This is a genomic window from Terriglobia bacterium (assembly GCA_036496425.1).
GTDB lineage: Bacteria > Acidobacteriota > Terriglobia > 20CM-2-55-15 > 20CM-2-55-15 > 20CM-2-55-15.
In genome coordinates this window covers 1-14,039 of record DASXLG010000282.1, presented here as the reverse complement: position 1 = coordinate 14,039, position 14,039 = coordinate 1, and the positions used below count along the sequence as shown (strand labels likewise).

Below are 14,039 nucleotides of genomic sequence, written 5' to 3'. Positions count from 1 at the left end.
TCGAAGCTGTCGCGCGCTCGCAAAAAACTGAAGCAATTAATGATGGAGGACGCCTCATGAAAAAGAAAGAGATCGATGTCGATGACCTGCTGAAGCGGCATTTACCGAAGCCTTCGATAAAAGCACGGCTGGCAGCCGAGGCGCGGACGACGGCGCAGCTGAAAAAGGAACTCGATGAACTGACGACCCGGATCCATGGGAAGCGCGAGATGACCGGCGTCACCGGCGAGAACTGGCCCGGCAAACTCGAACCGCTGCCGCAGCGTTCCTGCTTCGCGGCGAAGGCGACGCCGAGCGAGTCGCCAGGCTGGCGGACGAGTTTGCAGGACAGCAGGTCCAGACCGTCGCCGTACGCTTCACGCTGCATCGATTGGTGTGGCGCGGCCTGCTCACGGAGAAAAACCGGCAGCTCACCGTCACCCCGGAAGGCGAACGGGCGTTAACCCAGGTCCGGGAAGCGGCCAAACGGTGGATTGAAGCGCTGGAATCGCAAGACCAGGTTGAGAGTGAAACCGGCGACAATTTTGCTCTCCAATAGCATCGATACGGTCGACGGTGGGCTGGATCTTGCATCCAATGCGGGCTGATAATAGTGCAATACCGATCGTGGTGACATTGGAGGGCTGATGACCTTCATCCCGGCTGCAGTCATCCTGGCTTTGCTGGCGCCTGGCCCGCAGGCGCAACCGGCAGCGGCGGCGAAAGCCAGCATCGAAGGTTACGTGTTGCGGGCGGGGACGGGCGAGCCGATCGCGCGCGCACGCATTACTGCGAGTAGGACTTCGGGTCCGGACGACGCGTCGTTTCAGCCGAACAGAACGGTGGCCATACCTCCTCTGAACACAGGCAGTGATGGACACTTCCTGGTGACGGATCTCACGCCGGGCACATATCTGGTGATGGCGCAACGGAATGGATTCGCCCGGCAGGGATACGGCGCTCGCGCGCCGGGCCGCGGTGGCACGCCGTTGAAGATTGCGGCAGGCGAGGCGGTGAAGGACATCGTGATCCGGTTGACGCCCGCAGGCGCCGTCAGCGGACGAGTATCCGATCCGGCAGGAGAGCCATTGACGGGTGTCAACGTTGAACTGCTCAAGCCGATATACGATGAAGACGGCCGGCGCGTCTTTGACCCCGAAGGCTCGGCCAAGACCGACGATCACGGCGAATACCGGATCTATTCGATGACTCCGGGGCGTTATTACGTCAAAGCGAGCGTACCACGCTCGCCGATGGAGAACTTCCCACAGGAACCTTCGTCGAATGAGGTTATCGATCCGGGGTACGTGCTTACCTACTATCCAGGCACCGCCGATCCGTCCGCAGCCATGTCCATCGAAATTGCGCCAGGCGGCGAACTGAGCGCGATCGATTTTACGCTGGCTCAGCAACGGCTCTTCAAAATCCGCGGCCGGGTCATGGATTCCAGAACGGGACAGATTCCGCGCAACGTGACCATGTTCGTCGCGCCGCGCGAAAATCCGATGCTTTTCGGCGATAACACTTTCGATCTCTCTTCGTACAACACCACAAACGGCACTTTCGAGGTCAAGAATCTCACGCCGGGCCAGTATTGGGTCAGTGCCCGCACGAACGTTTTTTCCGGTGCCGCAACGCCAGCGCCAGAGCGCCAGCAGGGGCGTATTGCGGTCGATGTCTCTAATGCGGATGTGGAGAACGTCGTGATCGTGTTTTCTCCGGGAATGACCATTCCAGGCCGCTTATCTATTGAAGGAGGCGCCGCCGTTTCGTCACTGCCGAATTTGGACAGTGTCGAGATTGTCCTCACGCCAGTTGTAGCCGGCCGGGAAATTCCGACGGCCAGCATGGAAATTTCGAAAGCCATTTCGAACGATGGCACATTTGTAATCGAAAATGTGCAGCCCGGCAGTTACCGCTTGTCGATGACCCCACTGCAGCAGGGATTTTATGTGAAAGAAGCACAACTGGACAGCGCCGACATTCTCGGCGGCGCTTCTATCAGTGGGTCTGTCTCAGGCGGCCTTGAAATCGTGCTGAGCTCTCAGGTTGGAGAAGTCGATGGAACGCTCGTCGATCGGGATCATCATCCCGTCCGCGGCGTCCAGGCTATTCTTATTCCGGACGGCCTGCGCAATCGTCACGATCTCTACCGCTATGCAACCAGCGACCAGAACGGACAATTCATAATGCGTACGGTTGCTCCCGGCGATTACAAGCTCTTCGCCTGGGAAGATATCGATGACTACGAATTCAACGATCCGGAATTCCTCCGGAAATACGAAGAACTTGGAACCCCCGTCAAAATCACCGAGCTGTCGAAATTGCCTGTTGAAGTGAAGGTGATCCCTGCCGGCCAGTGAGATCGATTTCATAAAGACCTTACAGGGTTTAGTGCTGACCCATCTTGCACTTCCAGCGAATAGGTGTTACACAATGATGCCTTTTTGGAGTTTTTGGGAGCGCAATCCAAGACGATCATGATCTATCCTCTCGACCATCAGGCAGCCCGGGACGTTAATCTTGCCGGCGGAAAGGCGTCCGCGCTTGCCACATTCCTCTCCGCGAATTTTCCGGTCCCTGAGGGTTTCCTTGTTACGACGGCGTCAGAGCCCGACCTTGCCATGCACCTCCGCTCGCTCGAAGAGCGGATCGGTTCACATTCGGTTTTTGCTGTACGATCGTCAGGCTACTCCGAGGACTCCGAATATTCGAGTTTTGCCGGCCAGTATGAAACCATCCTTGGCGTCCGAGGTTTTGAACCGATTTCCGCGGCAATTGCGCGGTGTTTCGCATCGTTTCTCAATGCCCAATCTGCTCTCTATCGGAAAAGCCGCGGCGCAGGCGTGCAGGGCGGCGCTGTTATTGTGCAGAGAATGATTGAAGCGGAGGCAGCAGGCGTGGCATTCACTGTCGATCCGGTGACCGGTGCCAGTGACCGGATCCTGATTGAATCGAATTTTGGCGTCGGTGATTCTGTGGTGGGCGGGCATGTGAATCCGGATGGATTCACAGTAACGAAGAAGAGCGGTCAAGTGATCGAGCGGCGCATAGCCGCGAAACACGTTAAATCGCTATTAAGGCCGGGTGGCTCTGTTCTTGTGCCCATGCCCGAAGCTTTCGTCAGTCATCCTTCGCTTTCGGACGAAGGTATTCGAGCCGTTGCCGACCTTGCCTGTAAGGCCGAGGAACACCTGAGCGTGCCGGTCGATATCGAGTGGGCCTGGAAAGAAGGAAAGGTCTGGCTGCTTCAAGCCCGGGCCGTCACGACTTCAAAAGGGATCCGGGACAGCGGATGACAATCCCGGAGAGTAGCATGTGTTGTCCGGGCGGACTGGTGTACACTTTTGGCGGAAAAATGAAGTTCGCGAGGAAGAATGCCAAAAAGATCGTTCTGGGTTTTGTCCAAACAACCTAAAGAGATAGGCGGATTCGGCAAGCGGCCGGTTCCGGCACAGTTCAAGACTGCTGAAGACGCCACAAAATACTGCCGGGAATTGAATCTTAAACGAGGCGCTTACCATCCCGGCTACTTTGTCGAGGAGCGGATCGGCAACCAGCCCGTTTCGGCGCCGAAGAAGAAAGCAGACGACGCGGGCGACGAAGCAGAATGACGAGATCCGGCCTGCCTCTGTCTGTCCGGACAGCCGTATTTTTGACGACGTTCTCCGGGCTTGTTTTCGAGATCGGTCTGACCCGCATTTATTCCGCGACGATCTGGTACCACTTTGCTTTTGTTGCGATCTCCATTGCGCTTCTGGGGTGGGGTCTCGGCGGTATGGTGGCGCACGTCTGGCGGCGCTTCAGGCCAGCTACGACCGAGCATGCGGCGGTAGCCGCGCTTTTATACGGACTCAGCCTGCCTGTCTGTCTCTGGGTTCTGGTCCGGTTTCCCTTCGATTTCTCGCGGCTGCCGCTCTATTTCGTTCTACCCCTCGCGCCTTTTCTACTGGCAGGAATTACGCTGTCGGTCGTTTTCGATCTTCATCGCGAACGGGCCGGCGGCCTCTATTTTGTGGACCTGCTCGGCGCCTCGCTCGGCGCCCTGAGTGTCACGTTCCTGCTGCAGGCGCTTGGAGGTGAAGCGACCGTTCTTGTGGCGGCCGCGGCCGCGCTCGGAGCGGCGGCCGCCCTTTCGTTGAAATTGCGCCCGGTCGGAATCGTGCTGGGGATCGTTGTTGCGGCCTCTGCCATCGTCAACGAGCGTTCAAATCTGTTCCGCGTGATTCCCGGAACGATCAAGGCGATGCGTAAAGACATGGATCGCCATCCGAACGCGAAGGTTGCACAGGAAGGCTGGAACGCTTATTCGCGGATCAGCGCAGTTGAAGGCGTGACGGGCCTGGCGCGCCTTTATATCGATTCGGATGCGTGGACCAGTGTTTATCCGTGGGATGGGCGGGTCGAAAGCCTCGGCGGAGTGAAGGATTCATATCGCGCCCTTCCATTTCGCTTCGAGCCCGATGCTGAAACGCTGGTCATCGGTCCGGGAGGCGGGGCGGACGTTGTCGCGGCTCTGGCCGCCGGCAGCCGCCGTGTAACGGCCTGTGAAATGAATCCGCTGATGCTGCAGTTCGTGCGCCACTACGGCGCTCTCGCAGGCAATCTCTACGATAGACCGGACGTGGACGTCGTGCAAAGCGAAGGCCGCAACTTCATCAGCCGCACCGAGAAAAAATTCGACGTCATTTTCCTGGGGTTCGTCGACTCCTGGGCGTCTGTCGCTTCGGGAGGCCTGTCGCTTTCCGAAAACTATCTCTACACGACCGAGGCGTTCAGGGCGTATTTCGATCACCTCAAAGACAACGGCATGCTGGTGATTTTGCGCTGGGATGCCGATGTTCCGCGCCTCGTCTCCAACTCGGTCGCTCTGCTTGGCGTGCACGACGCAGAATCGCGGGTTGCTGTGATGATGGAAAATCGCAAAGCCAATTCCGACGGATCCGAGCCACCTCAGATGCTCTTCATGATGAAGAAGACGCCGTTCACGGCGGATCAACGCCGGGATATGACGACGAGTTGGACATCGTTAGCCGAGCCCTTTATCGTGCCAGGTTCTCCGGCGCATGCTCCGTATGACGGCCTCCTGAGCGGCCGCGTGTCCCCTGCGGCCTATGAAGCGGCTTCGCCCATGCGGGTAGGTCCCGTCTTCGATGAGAATCCGTTTTATTTTGCGACCGAGCGGCCGTGGGGAATGTCGACCAACATCGCCAGGGGATTTTTCGATGCGCTGTTTGTTCCAAGCCTTGTCCTGCTGGCCCTTTTTGTGACTTTCGGTAAACCGCGCGGAGAACCGACAGCGCCATACGCGGCATCGGTGGTTTACTTTTCAGCGCTCGGGTTCGGCTTCATTGCCGTCGAGCTGTCGTTGTTGCAACACTTGACGCTGCTGGTTGGTCATCCCATCTTTACGTTGTCCCTGTTACTGTTCACGTTGCTGGCGTGCGGAGGAATAGGCAGCGCAATCTCCGCCTGGGTGCCTGTGAGGGTCGCCTGTCTGGGGGTTGCTGCACTGGGAATCATCGAAGCCATGCTTCTCCCGAAATTGGTGCCGGCGCTTCTCCCTCTACCGCTCGGAGGCCGGATGATAATGGCGGCTCTGTTCATTGCGCCATTGGGTTTGTTGATGGGAATTCCGTTTCCGCGCGGTTTGCAGCAGACAGGCCGAGGGCCGCTCCCGGCTCCTCCATTTTATTGGGGACTGAATGGGATCCTTTCAGTGATCGGCTCCGTGAGTACCGTCTTCATCGCCTTACAGGCAGGTTTTCAAGTTGCGATGTTTGCCGGTTGCGCCTGCTACCTGGTGGCCGCTGCTGCGGCGCTTCCGGTAGCTTCGCAAATACGGTCCGGGAAAGCGTTGGAAAATACCATGCAGGAGTCGAATTCCGTTCTGACCCGTTAGCCCCAGCCGAAAGAAAGACAAGAAGCACAAAGGGCACAAGAGATTCCCGGTCTCCTGTGCCCTTTGTGCTTCTTGTGGTTTCTTTCGGTTACGGCTTACGGGTTTTCCGCGCCACCACCGTTCGAGCCGGGTGCAGAACCGCCCAGGAACAACCGCTTTCCGTTTGCGGCATAGGTCAGGTTGGCGCCGACCGCGCGATTGGCACCGTCCTTCGCCTGGTAGCCTTCGACGACGATTTCCGTCCCGGCAGGAAGGGAGTTTTTATTGAAGCCGTTTCGCAGGAGAGAGTTGGGGCTTCCGCCTTCGACCATCCACTCCGTGACTTTGCCATCCGGTCCTGTGACGTCCATATGAATCCACGAATGCGGATTCACGAGTTCCCACTTCGTCACGGTACCTTTCAATGTGAGCCGCTTAGCTGCATCGTATTCCGCCGCAAACGCGTGATGGGCGAATACTGGAACGGCCGCCGCAAATAAAGCCACAGCGGCAAGCAGTACGGCGAGTCTTGCTTTCATTTCATTTCTCCTTAATCCCTACTGGGCCTTTTTTGAAACCGGGGCTTCCGCAGCTTTCTTTTCAGTAGCGCGCGCTCCGCTCAGGTTGTTTGCCATGCCGTAGTTGCCTTCCTGGCAGGCGTACTCAAAGATCGGCCCGGCTTCTTTCGCCCAGCTGACTTGGGCGGACCAGGGCTTTGCCCAGGCCGTCGGATCGTCAACCGTGAATTCGTATTTGATCGCGTTGTCGGCCGTGCGCGTGAACCGTTCGACAACATGAAGTTTTTCACCGGAGCCGCGGAAAGCGGTTTTGTCGGTGAAGTTCGTCGTGTCGACCACCAGGGTGTTGCCATCCCAGTGCCCGCGGGAATCACCGAAATAGAGGTGAATATTTGACGGCAGATGCGCGCTGTTATCCGTCGGGATGACGCGAACGTCGTGGATCATTTCCTGCACGATGGCGACGTATCCCTTGCCCTGGACAATCTGAAGGTTGCTGTTGTAACCCGGAGCCAGCATCGGCGGACCTTCGCTCGGCCAGATAATGCAGCGCTCGGCCAGCGGGCGGGATTCGGCGCCATCCCATTGATGTTCACGGTTGTAAGCAGCGCGGGCGGCTTGCCTCTTCTGGGCTTCAGGCAACAGCGCCGGCACTCGTCCTTCCGGGCCTACGATCAGCGACGTGCGGTTGCTGGTTGCGACCACCTCATGCGTCCGGTCCAATCCGAACTGGCTCGTGTCATAGTGGACTGCGAGATTGCCCGCTTCCGGCGCTGCTCCGCGGCCGCCGCCACGGGCGCCACCGCGCGCACCCGCCCGTTGAGCCTGAGCCGCGAGGTCTTCAGGCGTATAGACTTCTTTGGCGCCGAGATTGGCGGGCCGTTCCAGAGGCACGCTGGTCAGAGTCGACCAGATTCCCTGGAGATCGGGCTGCCCGTCCGGTGTTTTCGGCGGCGTAAACGGTTTGGCCTGGGCCGCCGCACCGATGGACGCCAGTAAAATCATGCCGATCGTCAGGGCACAGAGCGATAAGAAATGACGATTGCTCATAGGAAGTCTCCTTTTGGTCCTCATTTGCTTGTCTGCTTGCGAAGGTGCCCGTAGATCACTTCTTCCGCAAATTCCGGGCATTTGTACTCCATAACTTGCGCATTTTTTTCAACACGGCGATACAGCGGCATGCTGATTTTCCATGGCCGCGAAAACGTTTTCGGGTCCTCGATCGTAGCTTCGTACATCAGCGTATCGGCGCTGCGCGGCGTATAGCGCTCGACCACATGCAACATGTCGCTATGGTAGTCTCCGGCGCGATCGAACCATGTCAGATCGTTGAAACCGGTGACGTCGATCACCAGCGTGTCGCCTTCCCAATGGCCGTTCGACCAGCCCATCCAGCTGTCGGTCGGCGATTCGGTGGGTTTACCCATATTAATGATGCGTACCGCGCCCGCGAATTCGTAGGTAATCATCATCGTGCCGGTGCCCTGGATGACCTGGAAAGGATAGGGCATGTATGTCGAGCGTGGCACGCCACCCATGTAGCACTTCACTTCCGGATCGAGTTTCGCGCGATTTGCGAAGTTCTCTTTCTTTTGCGCCAAAGCTTCGGGCTTGTAGGGGATGGTCCCGCCGTCCACCACCCCGATGCCGGGAGGCACCGAAAACTGGGCTCCGGTGGCCGGGAGCGAACCCTGATAGGCGGCATGGGGTTCCAGATCCCAATTGGCTTCATTCAAAGCCTGCCAGATCCCGTTCAGATTCGGTTTGCCGTCTGCCGTCCGCGGCGCGCGGTAAGCGGGAGTTGCCTGCCCGGCTGCGGCCTGAGCCGCCTGAGGCTTGGGGGTCATTTGGAAGATGCACAGGCCAGCCGCAGTGGTGCCGGCGATTAAAAAGGCCTTAAACGGCATACGCATTTTTCATCGAACTCCATTGCAGATTTGCCCGCGAATAATATTACAGTTTGCCCTTTTCCGCACGCAAAGTGGGGAATAAAACCCCTTATTTTGCCGTGTCTTCGCTCGACCCGGTAAGCAGGCGCTGTCCGCTGCCGGCGAGGGAAACGGTCCGGGCATTCACCAGCTTGCTTCCGTCTTTTGCAAGACTGCCTTCGACCGTGACGATATCGTCGATCTTCATCGATTTACGGGTCCAGCCCAACCGCATCAAGCTGTTCGGGCTGCCCAGTTCAATCGACCAGTTTGCCACCTGGTTGGTCGCCGCATCTTTGACGTCGATGTAGAAATAGGTGTGCGGGTTTTCCCATTCCAATTTGGTGACTTTACCCGTCAGCTTGATGGGTTTCGTGGCGTCATATTCTGCGGCAAAAGAATGATGCGCAGCGGCGGATCTGCTCAGCGCTATCGATAACAGGATAGCCGCAGAAACCAGGACGGCCTTTCGCATCTGGGAACCTCCACTGTGAAGCTGTTCAGCGCACGTTACGTCCTTTTCCCGCCTAAGTCAAACTGAGTTAGAATCGCCGTCACGAACTAAAAGGAGCGGACATGAGCGGCATCGTTTCAACGACGGTACGGATTTGCCTTGTTGCGGCAGCGATTACTTTGATACTCCCTTCCTTCGCCAGTGCTCAATGGGACCCCTTCCCCTGGAAAAACATGCCTCGCACGCCGGATGGGAAAATCGATATGAAAGCTCCGCCGCGCAGAATGGCTGACGGGCACGTCGATCTGTCCGGCTTCTGGATGCCGGCCGACAATGTCAAACACCTGCTCAACCTGGCGGCGGATATGAAGCCGGAAGACATCCCGCTAACACCCGGGGCCAAGGCTCTCTATCAGGATCGGATCGACACCAACGGGAAAGACCATCCGGGAGTACACTGCCTGCCCTCCGGTATTCCGGAAAAAGAGAACATCCCGGACGGCCTCAAACTGGTTCACGCGCCCGACCTGCTGATCTTCCTTTATGAATCCAGGACCATTTATCGACAGGTGTTTACCGATGGGCGCTCATTGCCGAAGGACGCTGAGCCGACCTGGATGGGATATTCCGTCGGCCGCTGGGAAGGAGACACGCTCGTTATCGAGACCATCGGTCAGAACGGCAAAACCTGGCTCGACATGCGCGGGCTGCCCGGTACCGAGTCGCTTCGGGTGGTCGAGCGCTTTACGCGTCCGGCGATCGGAACCATCAATATCGATGTGACGATCGACGATCCGATGGCATATACCAAACCCTGGTCCGCGAAACTCAGCTGGAAGTTGATTCCCGACACCGACCTTATCGAGAGCATCTGCGAAGAGAACAGCAAAGATCTGCCGCACATGGTGGGGAAATGAACTTGGCCGCGGGCCGGCCAATTAATTAGCTGAATTGAAATAATTGGCGGCTAAACTTCTGCTGTTCACACAGGGGAGGCAACAAATGTCTTCGAAATGCAGGGTCGGAATTATTGTCACATGCGCTGCCGCAGTGTCTTTGATGGGTTCGGCATGGGCGCTCGGGCAGGCAGGCCAGGCGCCCAAAGCGCAGATGGCCGAAGATGTCTTCAAGAACGTCCAGGTCCTCAAGGGCATTCCGGTCGACGAATTCATGGACACGATGGGAATGTTTGCTGCATCACTCAGCTTCAATTGCGTGGATTGCCACACGTTGCAGAGTGTGGGTTCCTGGGACAAGTTCGCCGACGATACGCCGCTCAAACAGACCACCCGCAAGATGATGCTGATGGTGAACGCGCTCAACAAAGACAATTTCGGCGGAGTCCGATCGGTGACCTGCTATACGTGTCATCGAGGCGATTTGCGTCCCAAGATTTTGCCCAATCTTGCAGCGCAGTACGCGGCTTACATGGACGATCCGAATGAACCGATTATGCTTCCTGCCTCCGCAGAACCTTCTGTCGACCAGGTTCTCAACAAATACATGCAGGCGCTCGGCGGGGCGCAGCGTGTGGCGGCGCTGACAAGCTTTAGCGGGAAGGGGACATTCATCGGTTTTGAAACCGAACAGACGAAAGTCCCGGTGGATGTTTTTGCCAGAGCGCCGAATCAACGCGCGATGGTCGTGCATACGGTGCTCGGCGACAGTACTCGGATCTTCGACGGCCGTACGGGGTGGATCGCCTCTCCCGACCGGCCGGTCGGACTGCTGGCCCTGACGGGAGGCAATCTGGAAGGCGCCCGGATCGACGGCGCCGTGGCGTTCCCGGCGCAACTGAAACAAGCGTTTAATCAATGGCGCGTCGGCGCAACGTCGATCGACGATAAAGAAGTTCAGGTGCTGCAGGCAAGCAATCCGCGCCAACCGCCGGTGAACTTCTACTTCGACCAGGCCGGCCTGCTGGTCCGCATCGTCCGCTACGTGGATACAGCCGTCGGCCGCGTCCCGACCCAGATCGACTACAGTGATTATCGGGACGTGGCTGGGGTCAAGCTGCCGTTCAAGTGGATTACGACGTGGACCGATGGACAGGGGACGACGGAGCTGAGCGAGATCCAGGCGAATACGGTAATTCCGGCGTCGCGGTTTGCGCAGCCGGCGCCGATCCGGCCGAAATAAGAAATAAAAGGGGGTCGCACACCCGAATTCCGCAATACAGGAATTCGGGTGTGCGACCCTCTTTTATTTCTTCTCTGTAGCCGCCGGGGCGGCGGCGGGGAGGGCGCTGCTCTCGCTCAGGAAGAGCCGCGATCCATCTGCCAGAATGAAGTTACGCCCGACTGCTTTGTTGGTGCCTTCCTTGGCCTGGTAGGCCTCAATCGTCAACTCCGTTCCGACTTTGACGGTGTACTTGGTAACGCCAAGGCGAATCAATGTATTCGGGCTGCCGCCTTCGATCAACCATTCGGTGACTGTGCCGTCCGGGTTTTTCACGTCGATATGGAACCAGGAGTGGGGATTGATCATTTCCCACTTTGAGAAAGTTCCCTTCAACGTCAGGGGTTTGTTGATATCAAATTCCGACGAAAAGGCGTGGTGAGCCCATGCAGGCACGACCGCCAGCAGCAGGCCCACGCCAAGCAATGTGACGATCAACTTGGTTCGCATTTACTGTGCTCCTCCCTTTTTTGCGGCTGCTGCTGCAGCGGCTCGTTTCTCTTCGGCTCGAGCGCCGGCCAGAGTATTCATGATGCCGTAGTTGCCTTCGGTGCACGCATGCTCGAATATCGGACCGTCCATCTTCGTAAAAGGCAGTTCGCCGCCCCACGAGGTTTCCCAGGTTGAGGGATCGTTGATCGTGAACTCATATTTGATCGTGTTGGCATCCGTGCGAGTGAATCGCTCGCTGACCTTCAGATTCTCGCTCGATCCCTGGAAGGCAACCCTGCCGTTGAAGTTGCTCGTCTCGACGACCAGGCTGTTTCCTTCCCAGTGTCCTCGAGAGTCGCCCAGCCAGGAACGTACGCCTTCCGGAGCATGCGGCCGGTTATCCGTGGGAATGACCCTCACCTCGTGACCTGCTTCGATGAGAATCATCACGTACCCTGCACCCTGAACAATCTGATAGCCAGGGTTGTATCCCGGCGGAAGCATCGGCGGGCCTGCGCCCTGGTAGATACAGCGGGACCCGATCACAATGTTCTTAACGGTATCGTATTGCGCGCTTCGCGGGGTTGCCGCGGCAACCTTCGCGGCCGCTCTCTTCTTGCCCTCTTCCGTTACGGGAGGGATTTTCCCATTGGACGGATTTGTGATGAGCGAGGTTCGCATATTCCCGTTCAGCACGGTCTGGCTCTTATCCAGGCCGAATTGCGTGAAGTCGTAATGCACATCGTTAACCGTGCCCACCTGGGCGGTGATTCGTCCTTCATCGCTGTCTGCCTGCTTTTTTGCAGCAGCGGCAAATTCTTCCGGTGTGTAGAACTCCTTGGTGACGCCTTGCGGCCGCTGCAGAGGAGTGATGGAATTGTTCGTCCAATACCCTTGCAGATCGGGCACGCCGTCAGGGGTTTTCGGCGCCACGTATGGCTTGGCCGGCGTTCCGTTGTTGGCAACCGTTACCGCTTTTTCGCCGGATTTCAGGACCTGGGTTCCCTGGCCGGCGGCCAGTGGAGGCGCCGGCCATACGGCCATAAGAGTGATGGCAAGGGCAGCGGCGCCCGTCGACATCAGATATCGCTGGTTCATGAAACCTCCTTATTTAGGGCTGCGCGCGCTATCGCGCTTGCATTGATTCCTGGCAGCGGCCTTTCGGCCTTGCGCTTCGCGCGTGCAGCTCATGCTTATTTGAGTGGTACCTTGTACAGCTTTCCATAGATTGCATCTTCTGCGAATTCGACGCATTTATATTCGAGTACCTGGGCATTCTTCTCGACCATCCGGTACAGCGGCATGCTGATCTTCCAGGGCCGCGTGAATACCTTGGGGTCCTCGATGGTCGCTTCGTAATTCAGGTGATCCTTGTCGATCGGAGTGAGGCGCTCGGTAACCTTCAACTCATCGCTGTGGAAATTACCGGCCCGGTCGAACCAGCTTTGTTCAATGAAATCGCTCGTATTGATGACGAGGGATTCGCCTTCCCATTTGCCGTTCGACCAACCCATCCAGGAATCCGCCGGCGCATCGCTGTGCTTCATGTAAATGGTCCGAAGCGCGCCCGCATATTCAAAGACCATCGTGATCTGATCGGTGCTCTGGATGATCTGGAACGGGTACGGCATGTACATCGCGCGCGGCACGCCGGGCAGATAGCATTTGATTTCCGGGTCGCGGTTCATGCGGTCGGCGAAGTTGTCCTTTTTCTTTTGAAGGGCCTCGGGCTTGTAGGGGATCGGACCGCCTTCCACGATGCCAAGGCCGGGAGGCTCGGAGAATTCCGCACCCAGTTGCCATATCGGCCCGGGCGCTGCGCCGTGCCCCTCAATATCCCAGTTGGCAGTGTTCACAGCCTGCCAGACTCCGTTCAAGTCCGGCTTGCCGTCCTTTGTTCGGGGTGCGCGGTAGGTTTGGGTCTGCTGGGATTGCATGAACACTGCGGGGAAGACCAGAACGACAACCGCAAATCCAGCGACCAAGATTCGCATAGCCGAATTCCGTGACATCGAGCTCCTTGTCAAACTCTGAAACGCAATTTTGCTCAGAGTCTAAAACAAGGAAGCTCCGGAATGAAGCGATTTCGAATCAAATGAAACCGGCAGCATTGTCAAGCGTGTAAATGATTGTTAATACGCCCGGCCGGCTTCAACGGCCGTTCTATAATCGACTCATCGGTATTCGTCTGCAATCGTGACTTAGCGAGGTCTTTTATGGCGCAAGCGCGATCTATTGTTCCTCCGAACAGTAGAATCTGGCTTATTTCGGCATTTCTGCTGATCATCGCCGTATTTGCTTTCGGAAATCTTGTCGTGTTCTTTTCCATGCGGAAGGTACAGGCGGGCAACCGGACCATCGGCGAAAATGCGCTCGTCAGCATCGAAGCCGTATCCCGAATCGTCCACGAAATCGACCAGGAACGTCTTCTGGTGGATGCCCATATCTTCGAATCGGCGACACCCGAAATGGAGCGTATCGAGCAGAGGCTTTCGAAAGTGCAAATGGAAATGGGGGCCGCGGCGGAGTCGTACGAGCCGCTAACCACATTTCCCGGTGAGTATGAGATATGGGAACACCTCTCGGCCGATGTTAGCCAGATTCGCCAACCCATCGACAATGTTCTTGCACTCTCTCGCCGGAACCAGGACGTCGCGGCGATGAAAGCG

The 14,039-nt window shown here is 57.5% G+C and carries 15 protein-coding genes; 8 read left to right on the top strand and 7 right to left on the bottom strand.

The window, feature by feature from the left end; all coding sequences use genetic code 11:
• The 5 genes from VGK48_20590 to VGK48_20570 all read left to right on the top strand — a co-directional run.
• Nucleotides 1–443 (top strand): hypothetical protein (locus VGK48_20590; protein HEY2383580.1); only part of this gene is annotated, 443 nt, incomplete at its 5' end.
• A gap of 183 nt (nucleotides 444–626) precedes the next feature.
• Nucleotides 627–2,342 carry a carboxypeptidase-like regulatory domain-containing protein gene (locus VGK48_20585; GenBank protein ID HEY2383579.1) on the top strand — a complete coding sequence of 572 codons (1,716 nt, stop codon included), beginning with the start codon at nucleotides 627–629 and terminating at the stop codon, nucleotides 2,340–2,342.
• A 117-nt stretch (nucleotides 2,343–2,459) separates the two neighbouring features.
• Nucleotides 2,460–3,278 carry a PEP/pyruvate-binding domain-containing protein gene (locus VGK48_20580; protein HEY2383578.1) on the top strand — a complete coding sequence of 273 codons (819 nt, stop codon included), beginning with the start codon at nucleotides 2,460–2,462 and terminating at the stop codon, nucleotides 3,276–3,278.
• A 78-nt stretch (nucleotides 3,279–3,356) separates the two neighbouring features.
• Nucleotides 3,357–3,593 (top strand): hypothetical protein, encoded by a 237-nt coding sequence (locus VGK48_20575; GenBank protein ID HEY2383577.1) that lies wholly within the window; start codon nucleotides 3,357–3,359, stop codon nucleotides 3,591–3,593.
• Nucleotides 3,590–5,881, top strand: coding sequence for a hypothetical protein (locus VGK48_20570; protein HEY2383576.1), 2,292 nt, complete (start codon nucleotides 3,590–3,592; stop codon nucleotides 5,879–5,881). The genes VGK48_20575 and VGK48_20570 overlap by 4 nt, the downstream gene beginning before the upstream one ends.
• A gap of 95 nt (nucleotides 5,882–5,976) precedes the next feature.
• On the opposite strand, the gene VGK48_20565 is transcribed toward VGK48_20570, so the two are convergent.
• The 4 genes from VGK48_20565 to VGK48_20550 form a co-directional block, all read right to left on the bottom strand.
• Entirely contained in the window at nucleotides 5,977–6,399 is a 423-nt protein-coding gene (locus VGK48_20565) for a DUF6152 family protein (protein HEY2383575.1), read from the bottom strand.
• Nucleotides 6,400–6,417: 18 nt separating this feature from the next.
• Entirely contained in the window at nucleotides 6,418–7,428 is a 1,011-nt protein-coding gene (locus VGK48_20560; GenBank protein ID HEY2383574.1) for a hypothetical protein, read from the bottom strand.
• A gap of 20 nt (nucleotides 7,429–7,448) precedes the next feature.
• Nucleotides 7,449–8,225 (bottom strand): hypothetical protein, encoded by a 777-nt coding sequence (locus VGK48_20555; protein ID HEY2383573.1) that lies wholly within the window; start codon nucleotides 8,223–8,225, stop codon nucleotides 7,449–7,451.
• Nucleotides 8,226–8,376: 151 nt separating this feature from the next.
• The gene (locus tag VGK48_20550; GenBank protein ID HEY2383572.1) at nucleotides 8,377–8,781 is read right to left on the bottom strand and encodes a DUF6152 family protein; all 405 of its coding nucleotides are present in this window, start codon (nucleotides 8,779–8,781) and stop codon (nucleotides 8,377–8,379) included.
• A 101-nt stretch (nucleotides 8,782–8,882) separates the two neighbouring features.
• On the opposite strand from VGK48_20550, the gene VGK48_20545 reads away from it, so the two are divergent.
• On the top strand, nucleotides 8,883–9,677 hold the full coding sequence (locus VGK48_20545) for a hypothetical protein (protein HEY2383571.1): 795 nt from the start codon (nucleotides 8,883–8,885) through the stop codon (nucleotides 9,675–9,677).
• Between the two features lie 85 nt (nucleotides 9,678–9,762).
• Nucleotides 9,763–10,899, top strand: coding sequence for a photosynthetic reaction center cytochrome c subunit family protein (locus tag VGK48_20540; protein ID HEY2383570.1), 1,137 nt, complete (start codon nucleotides 9,763–9,765; stop codon nucleotides 10,897–10,899).
• A gap of 63 nt (nucleotides 10,900–10,962) precedes the next feature.
• Here the strand turns inward: VGK48_20540 and VGK48_20535 are convergent, their stop codons facing one another.
• The 3 genes from VGK48_20535 to VGK48_20525 all read right to left on the bottom strand — a co-directional run bounded on the left by VGK48_20535 (nucleotide 10,963) and on the right by VGK48_20525 (nucleotide 13,364).
• The gene (locus VGK48_20535) at nucleotides 10,963–11,388 is read right to left on the bottom strand and encodes a DUF6152 family protein (GenBank protein ID HEY2383569.1); all 426 of its coding nucleotides are present in this window, start codon (nucleotides 11,386–11,388) and stop codon (nucleotides 10,963–10,965) included.
• Nucleotides 11,389–12,468, bottom strand: a complete 1,080-nt coding sequence (locus VGK48_20530; GenBank protein HEY2383568.1) for a hypothetical protein — start codon at nucleotides 12,466–12,468, stop codon at nucleotides 11,389–11,391.
• A 95-nt stretch (nucleotides 12,469–12,563) separates the two neighbouring features.
• On the bottom strand, nucleotides 12,564–13,364 hold the full coding sequence (locus tag VGK48_20525; protein HEY2383567.1) for a hypothetical protein: 801 nt from the start codon (nucleotides 13,362–13,364) through the stop codon (nucleotides 12,564–12,566).
• A 222-nt stretch (nucleotides 13,365–13,586) separates the two neighbouring features.
• Between VGK48_20525 and VGK48_20520 the strand changes: the two genes are divergently transcribed.
• On the top strand, nucleotides 13,587–14,039 hold a 453-nt coding region (locus VGK48_20520), incomplete at its 3' end, for an MCP four helix bundle domain-containing protein (protein HEY2383566.1).